The 9,764-nt window shown below is 69.1% G+C and carries 9 protein-coding genes; 5 read left to right on the forward strand and 4 right to left on the reverse strand.

Annotation, left to right across the window (positions count from 1 at the left end):
- Window positions 1–75: 75 nt before the first annotated feature.
- The 4 genes from AB0N17_RS41590 (at window position 76) to AB0N17_RS41605 (ending at window position 3,512) form a co-directional block, all read left to right on the forward strand.
- A complete protein-coding gene (locus tag AB0N17_RS41590) occupies window positions 76–1,368 on the forward strand; it encodes a CBS domain-containing protein (RefSeq protein ID WP_366016879.1) in 1,293 nt (430 codons plus the stop codon).
- A complete protein-coding gene (locus AB0N17_RS41595; RefSeq protein ID WP_366016880.1) occupies window positions 1,358–1,972 on the forward strand; it encodes a DUF1003 domain-containing protein in 615 nt (204 codons plus the stop codon). Before AB0N17_RS41590 ends, AB0N17_RS41595 begins: the two co-directional genes overlap by 11 nt.
- A 43-nt stretch (window positions 1,973–2,015) precedes the next feature.
- Window positions 2,016–3,149 (forward strand): Mrp/NBP35 family ATP-binding protein, encoded by a 1,134-nt coding sequence (locus AB0N17_RS41600; RefSeq protein WP_366016881.1) that lies wholly within the window; start codon window positions 2,016–2,018, stop codon window positions 3,147–3,149.
- 180 nt (window positions 3,150–3,329) lie between these two features.
- Window positions 3,330–3,512 carry a hypothetical protein gene (locus AB0N17_RS41605; RefSeq protein WP_366016882.1) on the forward strand — a complete coding sequence of 61 codons (183 nt, stop codon included), beginning with the start codon at window positions 3,330–3,332 and terminating at the stop codon, window positions 3,510–3,512.
- A gap of 631 nt (window positions 3,513–4,143) precedes the next feature.
- Here the strand turns inward: AB0N17_RS41605 and AB0N17_RS41610 are convergent.
- Window positions 4,144–4,545, reverse strand: coding sequence for a hypothetical protein (locus AB0N17_RS41610; RefSeq protein ID WP_366016883.1), 402 nt, complete (start codon window positions 4,543–4,545; stop codon window positions 4,144–4,146).
- A gap of 178 nt (window positions 4,546–4,723) precedes the next feature.
- Between AB0N17_RS41610 and AB0N17_RS41615 the strand changes: the two genes are divergently transcribed.
- Entirely contained in the window at window positions 4,724–7,261 is a 2,538-nt protein-coding gene (locus AB0N17_RS41615; protein WP_366016884.1) for a DUF6185 family protein, read from the forward strand.
- A gap of 49 nt (window positions 7,262–7,310) precedes the next feature.
- On the opposite strand, the gene AB0N17_RS41620 is transcribed toward AB0N17_RS41615, so the two are convergent.
- The 3 genes from AB0N17_RS41620 to AB0N17_RS41630 all read right to left on the reverse strand — a co-directional run.
- Window positions 7,311–7,973 carry a hypothetical protein gene (locus tag AB0N17_RS41620; RefSeq protein ID WP_366016885.1) on the reverse strand — a complete coding sequence of 221 codons (663 nt, stop codon included), beginning with the start codon at window positions 7,971–7,973 and terminating at the stop codon, window positions 7,311–7,313.
- A 229-nt stretch (window positions 7,974–8,202) separates the two neighbouring features.
- Window positions 8,203–8,649: a sec-independent translocase gene (locus AB0N17_RS41625; RefSeq protein WP_366016886.1), complete on the reverse strand. Its 447-nt coding sequence runs from the start codon at window positions 8,647–8,649 to the stop codon at window positions 8,203–8,205.
- An 84-nt stretch (window positions 8,650–8,733) separates the two neighbouring features.
- Window positions 8,734–9,764: trypsin-like peptidase domain-containing protein (locus tag AB0N17_RS41630; RefSeq protein WP_366016887.1), on the reverse strand; the 1,031-nt coding region annotated here is incomplete at its 5' end.

Consider the following 9,764-nt stretch of genomic DNA (forward strand, 5'->3'; position numbering starts at 1 on the left):
CGGGCTAGCCTGAAGCGCACGCGAGCGGGCACTTCTGAGCAATTCACACGAACCCCACGCAAAGGAAGCACAGCCATGGCAGCCGGCGCCCCCCGGATCTTCGTCTCGCACCTCGCCGGGGTCCCCGCGTTCGATCCCAACGGCGACCAGGTGGGCCGCGTGCGCGATCTCGTCGTGATGCTGCGCGTGGGCCGCAGGCCCCCGCGCGTCCTCGGGCTGGTCGTCGAACTGGCCACCCGGCGCCGGATCTTCCTGCCCATGACCCGGGTCACGGGCATCGAGTCCGGCCAGGTCATCACCACCGGCGTGATGAACGTCCGCCGGTTCGAACAGCGGCCCACCGAGCGGCTCGTCTTCGGGGAGCTGCTGGACCGGTGCGTCACGCTGGTGGAGACCGGCGAGGAGGTCACCGTCCTCGACGTGTCCGTGCAGCAGCTGCCCGCCCGCCGGGACTGGGAGGTCGACCGTGTCTTCCTCCGCAAGGGCAGAAAGGGCGGCGCCTTCCGGCGGGCCAAGGGCGAGACGCTGACCGCCGAGTGGTCCGCCGTCACCGGCTTCTCCCTGGAGGAGCACGGACAGGGCGCGGAGAGCCTCCTCGCCACCTTCGAGCAGCTGCGCCCGGCCGACCTCGCCAACGTGCTGCACCACCTCTCCCCGAAGCGGCGCGCGGAGGTCGCCGCCGCCCTCGACGACGACCGGCTCGCCGACGTCCTGGAGGAGCTGCCCGAGGACGACCAGATCGAGATCCTCGGCAAGCTGAAGGAGGAGCGTGCGGCGGACGTCCTGGAGGCCATGGACCCCGACGACGCGGCCGACCTGCTCGGCGAGCTGCCAGAGGACGACAAGGAGCGGCTGCTGAGCCTGATGCAGCCCGCCGACGCGGCCGACATGCGGCGCCTGATGTCGTACGAGGAGCACACGGCGGGCGGTCTCATGACCACCGAGCCGATCGTGCTGCGGCCGGACGCCACGGTCGCCGACGCCCTCGCCCGGGTGCGCAACGCGGACCTCTCCCCCGCGCTCGCCGCGCAGGTCTACGTCTGCCGGCCGCCCGACGAGACGCCCACCGGCAAGTACCTGGGCACGGTCCACTTCCAGCGGCTGCTGCGGGAGCCGCCGTACTCCCTGGTCAGCTCCATGGTCGACACCGACCTGCAGTGGCTCGCCCCGGACGCGGCGCTGCGAGTGATCGCCGGGTTCTTCGCCACGTACGACATGGTCGCCGCGCCCGTCGTGGACGAGTCCGGCGCGCTGCTCGGCGCGGTCACCGTGGACGACGTCCTGGACCACATGCTGCCGGACGACTGGCGGGAGACCGAGTTCCATCTGGACGACGAGAACGAGGGGGCCGGCACCTATGGCTCCTGAGCGCGAGACCACGACCCGCGAGCGCACCCCCGCGGGCGCCACGGCCGCCACCCGGCCCCGTACACCCCGCCTGGACCAGCCGCGCCCACCCCGCCACCGGTTCCTGCCCGAGTGGGACCCCGAGGCCTTCGGACGGCTGTCGGAGCGGATCGCCCGCTTCCTGGGGACGGGACGCTTCATCGTCTGGATGACGGTCGTCATCATCGCGTGGGTGTTGTGGAACATCGCCGCGCCCCGCCATCTGCGTTTCGACCAGTACCCGTTCATCTTCCTGACGCTGATGCTGTCCCTGCAGGCCTCCTACGCCGCGCCGCTGATCCTGCTCGCACAGAACCGGCAGGACGACCGCGACCGGGTCAACCTGGAGCAGGACCGCAAGCAGAACGAGCGGTCCATCGCCGACACCGAGTACCTGACCCGGGAGGTCGCCGCGCTGCGCATGGGCCTGGGCGAGGTGGCGACCCGCGACTGGATCCGCTCCGAGCTGCAGGATCTGATGAAGGAACTGGAGGAGCGGCGACGACACGACGGGCACGGCGGGCATGTCGTATTCCCGGCGGAACGGTCAGACCGGTCACCGGGACGTGACACAGACGACCGCTGAGGGGCATCCCGAAGGCCCCTCGGTGCGCCGTACCATCGTCCTTATGGCTACGGAAGACGCGGTGCGCGAGGCACTGGCGACGGTGAACGACCCCGAGATCAACCGCCCGATCACCGAACTCGGGATGGTCAAATCGGTGGAGATCGGCGCGGACGGAGCGGTCGCGGTCACCGTGTACCTGACGGTCTCCGGCTGCCCCATGCGCGAGACGATCACCCAGCGCGTCACCGAGGCGGTCTCCCGGGTCGAGGGCGTCACCGGTGTCGACGTCACGCTGGACGTGATGAGCGACGAGCAGCGCAAGGAGCTGGCGAACGCGCTGCGCGGCGGCCAGGCCGAGCGCGAGGTCCCCTTCGCCAAGCCGGGCAACCTCACCCGGGTCTACGCGGTCGCCTCCGGCAAGGGCGGCGTCGGCAAGTCCTCGGTGACGGTCAACCTCGCGGCGGCGATGGCGGCCGACGGCCTCAAGGTCGGTGTCGTCGACGCCGACATCTACGGCCACAGCGTGCCGCGCATGCTCGGCGCCGACGGCCGTCCCACCCAGGTCGAGAACATGATCATGCCGCCGTCGGCGAACGGCGTGAAGGTCATCTCCATCGGCATGTTCACCCCGGGCAACGCGCCGGTGGTCTGGCGCGGCCCGATGCTGCACCGCGCGCTGCAGCAGTTCCTGGCGGACGTCTACTGGGGCGACCTCGACGTCCTCCTGCTCGACCTGCCGCCCGGCACCGGTGACATCGCGATCTCCGTGGCCCAGCTGATCCCGAACGCCGAGATCCTGGTCGTGACGACCCCGCAGCAGGCGGCGGCCGAGGTCGCCGAGCGCGCCGGTTCCATCGCGGTCCAGACCCACCAGAAGATCGTCGGCGTGGTCGAGAACATGTCCGGCCTGCCCTGCCCGCACTGCGGCGAGATGGTCGACGTCTTCGGCACGGGCGGCGGCCAGCTGGTCGCCGACGGCCTGACCCGCACCACCGGTGCGACGGTTCCCGTCCTCGGCAACATCCCGATCGACGTCCGCCTCCGCGAGGGCGGCGACGAGGGCAAGCCGGTGGTCCTGACCGACCCGGACTCCCCCGCGGGCAGCGCCCTGCGGGCGATCGCCGGCAAGCTGGGCGGACGCCAGCGCGGCCTGTCGGGCCTGTCGCTGGGGATCACGCCGAAGAACAAGTTCTGACATCGCACACCTGCGATCTGCGGCTCCGTCCTTGGTCAGCCTTCTGACCAGCGGCGGAGCCGTCGACGTTTGTCAGCGTTGGCTGTCGTTGGGCACCCCCGCAGGACTCGGAGACGTCCCGAGCAGTGCTTCCGTCTGACCCCCGAGCCAGCCCATAATCTGTCCGGTTGGGGGTGGGTGGTGGCCGATTTCTTCCTCTGGTTCCAGGCGTTGTTCTGGGAGTACCTGGCTTTTGCAGCTCTGCTCGGCCTTGTCTTCCTGGTCGGCGGTGCAGGCTGGCGGGCCAGTGTCCTGTGGGGGCTGGTGCTCGGCACGCTCCTGCCCATGTCGATCTTCGTCGGCTTCCGCGTCTTGGGGGTCTAGCCGGCCCCGCGAAGGCCCGGCGTTGCTCATGGGTGCCCGTGTGCTCGGCCACGCCAGGGGCACGGCCACGGCCTGGTCAGAAGGCGCTCAGCCACCAACGATGCGGCGGATCGCCGTATGGCACGGCGTCGGGACGTTCGAGGATCTTCGCATCCAGAGGCCGCACGATGCTGCGGAGCTCTCGTGAGCTCTTCTTGGGGAGAGCGCGGATCGCCAGCTCCAACAGATCTCGCTCATCCGCCGGTTCGGGGCAACATGCGGGGACACCGCATCGGTCGCTGAACGGAGAAGGGAGCTGATCCATCGGTGCCTTCGCGATGGCAGTCCACCGGGAGAGCGCCTGCTCGATCAGGCCTGGCTGGAGCCGCGTCCGTTCCAACCGAATGATCTGCGCCTGAGCCGGACCGGAAAGCCGACCGATCTTCGAGAAGCTGCAACGCGCACCGAAGTACCTGTTTTCCGCCCGGAGGCGTGAGGGGCGCCTACGCGGCATGGCCCTTTCGGCTGTGAGTCATGAACAGCAGTCTGACACGTGGCTGGGTTGACGGCCGGGGGTCCACCTTCTTGGTTCGGCCCGCAGACTATTACCGGAGGCCGCGGCCGGCCTATCGACGAAGGGGCGCCGCCGATCTCAGCGGTGGTGCCGTTCGTGCCCGCGCCCCGGGCACAGGTCGAGCGTGGTGCACAGCATGATCTCCTGGCAGGAACCTGCTGCCGGCTCCGCGCCCGGCTCGCCGCCGGCATGCGGCACGAACCTCCATTGCGAGGCTTTGGCGTGCTGCGTCCCGTCCGCCTTCTCGACGTGGGCGTGCAGTGTGCGCGCCTCGGGGTCGTTCGTCTCCACCAGCACTTCGCCGGTGCGGAGCGGGAAGTGGTCGTGCAGCAGGCAGAGGCCGAAACGGTTCAGATTCCCGTGCTTGGCCAGCACCGCCACCAGATCCCTGACGAACTCGGCGTCCTGGGGCCCCAGTTCCTCGGCCTCCTCGAAACGGGGAAGCGGATTCCGCGGGACGCCCATGTCGGTGTCGGTCATGGGTCCTCCGTCAATCGACTGACGGTCACCGGCTTTCATTGTCAGCCGCCGAACCTGCCTCTGCAAATGCCGCTGGCACGCCCAAGCAGGTGCGTGTCAGCGATCCGCCGTGTGTCTGTGCATGACATGTACAACGCTTTGTCTAGATTCGCCGGGGACATGGAGAGGTGTCGACCCTATGGCGATGACTCGGTGGTGGCGGCTGCTGTCGCTCCTGGCGCTGGCGGTATGTGTGTGGGGGTGCGGCCAGGCGCAGGCACGGCAGCGGGATTCCAGTGGCGAGTGTCTGTCGGACGGCCTCAAGGACAGCACCGTCGACGCCACACTGCGGTTGGAGCAGCGCCAGCGTTCCGTTCCTCGGATCACCTCCGACATGACGGTGCGGGTGCCGAGGCGGTGGCCGCTAGCCAAGCAGCTGACATTCGGTGAGAGGTCCGAGCAGTACCAGAAGGCGATGCGATGCCTACTGCTCGGGGACGAGGCCCCCCGGTCGCGGAACGAGTGGCATCCCCATGAGCCCACGGTGACCGCCACCGACTCCTCGGTCGAGGTGCACTACGTCGCGTACAACTGGATCACCACGGACAAGCCCGTCCTCGTGGGCCCTTGGGAAATCATCCCCACAGGGAAGACATGGATGATCTATCTGTGGCCGCCGACGCTTCAGACCATCCGGTGGCACCAGATCGAGGCCGATCTGGGCGGTCTCGGCTTCAACGACCTCGTGGAACGGGCCTCGTCGTCCACCGAGGACCACCTGGTGTGGAAGAACAGGCTGCCCGAAGAGGTACAGCTTGAGGTCGATCCACCGTGGCAGCGCCGGGTGCAGGTGAAGCTCAATCGGTCACTCTGGACCACCGCGGGCATTGCCTCATGGTGGGTGTGCGCCTCGATCCTGATCGCCGTGGCCGCACTCCGCGCCAGGCACGCCGAAGCAGCCGCTGACGTGGACGCCGGACACGAGTCGAGCATCACGCGAACGCTGCTGGAATGGGCGGGGCTCAGCATGGGGGTCGCCCTGGCACTGCTCCTGCTCATCTCGCAGGAGCATGCGTCCCCCCGGTCGCACGCCCTTCTCTGCATCCCTGCGGGTCTGGGTCTGGTCCTCGCCGCCCGCCCCTGGAACCTCGGCGCGTCGACGACCGCATCTGACGAGCCGGTGCGGCCCGGAGGCATCCAGCGCCGCCAGGCACGCGCCGTCATTGCCACCACGTGTGCGGTCGCGTGCAGCGGCCTGCTGGTCGTCCTGGCTCACGACGCCTTCGGGCTTCCGAAGAGCCTGGGGCCGAACACGACGACCCCCTTCGGCCGCACCGGGCTCGTCCTGCTGGGCCTGGCGACCGTGTGGTTGTGGCTGGCCGCGATGGTCGCCTGGGCCTGGCGCTTCGCACGCGAAGGAGGATTGCTGCGCAAGCGCTGGACCAGGCAGTGGGACACGGTCCCGGCTCAATGCGTGGCCATCGTCGCCTGTCTGCTGGCAGCCGTCGCCGGGACACTGCTCGCATGGGCCTGGTGGGCGAACAAGCAACAGTGGAAACGCGTCAACTGGCTCGTCGAGCAGCCGGACCCAGCTGATTACAACAGAAACACGAGCAATCTACTGGAGAATTTTCCCTTCACCGACCTGACATGGCTTTTCGCCTACAGTTGGGTTTTGACAGGAATTGCCCTGCTCGCGCTGCTGCACTTTCGCAACAGGCCGCCCCGAGCACATGGCCGTCGCAGATACGAGCGGTCCCCTCTGGGGCCGAGCAGGCCGGACCTCCTGCTGGCCGTCTCCGTGTTCACTTTCTTCGTCGGGCTTCGGGCGGCGAAATTCGCGGGTGCCAGCGCACTGTACGGCGTCTGGATGATCTTGAACATCGGCGCCCTGTACGCCGTTATCGCCATGGGGCGCCGGTGGTCCGTGTTGAGCCGAATGGGAGAGCGCTTCTGCACAGTGAGGCTGGGCACCGAGCAACACCGAAGCGAACTGCTGAAGAAAGCTCACGAATACCGTAACGCGAACCATCAGATGCAATTGCTGGACAAGGGGAGCGCCCACGGAACGAGCTGTGAGCAGCTGGAAGAAAAGCTGCACCAGTTGCGTCAGTGGCTGGTCACCGCGTGCGAGGGAGGCGAGCCGCCGGAGGCCATTTCGGTGCTGGACATCGCCCTGGCCTGGGGACCGGAGGGACGCTGGTGGTCCAATGCGGTTCGCGCAGCGCGCCTGGCATTCTGGTTCGGGACGCCGGCCACCGCGCTGCTTCTCTACTACCAGACACACGGCTCCTACGACCAGCGGCAAATCCAGTTCTCCCCCATCGGCTTTCCCGAGTTCATCGCGGACCTGGTGCTCTATCAGATGGCGTGGACGGCCGCCGGCTTCACGCTCGGGACGCTGTGGCGCCTCCTGCCCGGACGCCGGAGCCAGGTGCGGGCATGGCTCCTCACCGCCGCCTACGGCGTCCCCGTGGTGCTGGCCGCCGCGCTCATCCACGTCATCGACGCGGATCCTCGCCAGCTCCTCCTGTACACCGCACTCCTGCTCGTCGTCCTGACGCTCACCAGCATCTGGATGGACATGGCGACGTTCCGGGAGGAGCTGCAGTACTGGCCCAGCCGCTTCGCCCTGCTGCTGTCCGTCTACCAGCTGCGCGGCCTGTCCGGCCAGATCACCTGGGTCCTGGCCCAGGTGGCGGTCGTCGTGACGATCTTCTACAACCTGACACGGTGAGCGGACGAGCGGCAGGGCGCGGGAGGCACCGCACCCGGGCCTGGCACGGTCAGGTGTAGGCGGCGATGTCCTTGATCGCGGCGAATCCGAGGCCGTACGCGCTCATTCCCCGCCCGTACGCACCCAGATGCACGCCCGCCTCCGTCGTACCGGCGAGCACCCATCCGAACTCCGACTCCCGGTAGTGGAACGAGGCCGCCGCCCCGTCCACCGGAAGGGAGAGCCGGGACCACTCGGGGCCGTCGAGGTCGTCGGCCAGGGCCCACGCCGTCTCGGTCTGCTGGTCCAGCCAGTCGTCGCGCAGGCTGTGGTCCATCTGCCCGGGCCAGGTGAACGACAGCAGCCCCACCCCGGCCAGCCAGGCGGCGGAGGACACCGACGTCGCCTCCAGCAGGCCCGTGCCGTCGGCGCTCCGCCGGGACGGATGCGCGGCGACGGTCACCACGACCGCGAACTTCTCCCGCTGTTCTCCGGCGGCGCCGGCCTCCCCCCGTACGGAGGGCTCGTCGCCGTGCCCGATCGATCCGTGCTCGACGGCGCCGTCGGCCGCCGTGCCGACCTGCATCAGCCAGCGCGGCCCCGTGAAGGCCTCGTCGAGGCCGTACCACGGGAAGGGCGCCTGCAGGTAACCGTCGACCGTACGCCGGGCGGAGGACAGCTGGTGTCCCTCCGCGGCCGGCGTCTGCGCGCCCACCCGACTCGTCGTCTCCATGCCCGGACGCCTCCTCGCTCTCGTCGGACCGGGGCGGCCCGCCCCCCTTCGGGCGTACTCCTCCGGTCCGCACAACAACTCGGCAGCATATCCACACCGCTGAGCGCCGCCGGGCAGGCGCTGGATGCGTGGGTCGCGCGAACGGCCTGTTCAGGTCGTGTGCGACGGGTGCGCGCTATGAAACGCGTCACGTGCGCGGGGTGCGCCCCCGCGCGCGTGTCGGCGTCGGTTACGTGGCGTCCGCGTCGTACGGCGGCCGCTCGTCGGTGCCCGGGTCCTCGGGCTTCTTGGTCATGTCGATGCGCCCGCCGGACGAGGAGGACGACGAGGAGGAGGACGACGAGGAATCGGTGTCGCGGCTGTGGACCGCGTCCGTGACCTCGGCCATCTCCTTCTTCAGGTCGAAGCCGTTGCGGATCTCCTTCAGCCCCAGTTCGTCGTTGTCCAGCTGCTTGCGGATGAACGTCTTGGGGTTGAGGTCCTCGAACTCGAAGTCCTTGAACTCGGGACCCAGTTCGCTGCGGATGTCCTGCTTGGCGCTCTCCGAGAACTCGCGGATCTTCCGGATCGTGCGCATCACGTCCTGGATGACCTTCGGGAGCTTGTCCGGACCGAAGACGAGCACGGCGAGCACGATGATCGTCACCAGCTCCAGTGGTCCTATGTCATTGAACACCTGACGCTCCTTGCGATGTCCTCGGTCGCTCAACGGTACCCGTCGTTCCTGTCCGACCGGTACCGTCCCGAGGTGAGACTTCTGTCAGTTCTGCTCCGACGCGCCCAGCACGAGTGACACGTCCCGCTCGGTGCCGCCGCGCTCGACCGTCAGCCGCAGCCGGTCACCGGGCCGGTGCGCGCGGATCTTGACGATCAGTTCCTCGCCGGTGTGCACGCGCTGCCCGTCGACCTCGGTGATGACGTCGCCCGGCTTCAGCCCGGCCCGCGCGCCGGGGCCGCCCTTGAGGACGGCCGGTCCGCCGCTCGCGCCCTTGTCGTCGACGCGGGCGCCGTCGCCGGTGTAGCCCATGTCGAGGATGACGCCGATCACCGGGTGGGTCGCGTGGCCCTCGTTGATCAGTTCCTCGGCGACGCGCTTGGCCTGGTTGACGGGGATGGCGAAGCCGAGGCCGATGGAGCCGGCCTGGCCGCCCTCGGAGTCGGAGCCGCTGTCGGCGGAACGGATGGCGGAGTTGATGCCGATGACCTGGGCGCGGGAGTCGAGGAGGGGGCCGCCGGAGTTGCCCGGGTTGATCGGGGCGTCGGTCTGCAGCGCGTCGACGTACGACACGTCGCTGCCGTCGCCCTTCTCGCCGCCGGCCGTGATGGGCCGCTCCTTGGCGCTGATGATGCCGGAGGTGACGGTGTTGGCCAGGTCGAAGGGGGCGCCGATGGCGACGACGGGGTCGCCCACCTTCACCGTGTCGGAGTTGCCGAGCGGCAGCGGGGTGAGTCCGTGGACGCCGTGGACCTGGACGACGGCCAGGTCGTAGCCGCTGTCCCGGCCGACGACCTTGGCCTTGACGCTGTCGCCGGTGCTGAAGGAGACGGTGATCGAGCCGCCCGAGGCCGCGGGCGCGACGACGTGGTTGTTGGTCAGGATGTGCCCGTCGGTGTCGAGGACGAAGCCGGTGCCGGTGCCCTCCTCGTCGGAACCGGTGACATGGATGGTGACGACGCTGGGCAGGGCGCGGGCGGCCGAAACGGTCATGCGGGCCGTGGAGGAGGTGCTCGGCGAACTCGCCGGGTCGCCCCTGTGGGGACGCGCGGGCTCGATAGGCATCGGCAGCGCCG

This window comes from Streptomyces sp. NPDC051133 (assembly GCF_040682635.1).
GTDB lineage: Bacteria > Actinomycetota > Actinomycetes > Streptomycetales > Streptomycetaceae > Streptomyces.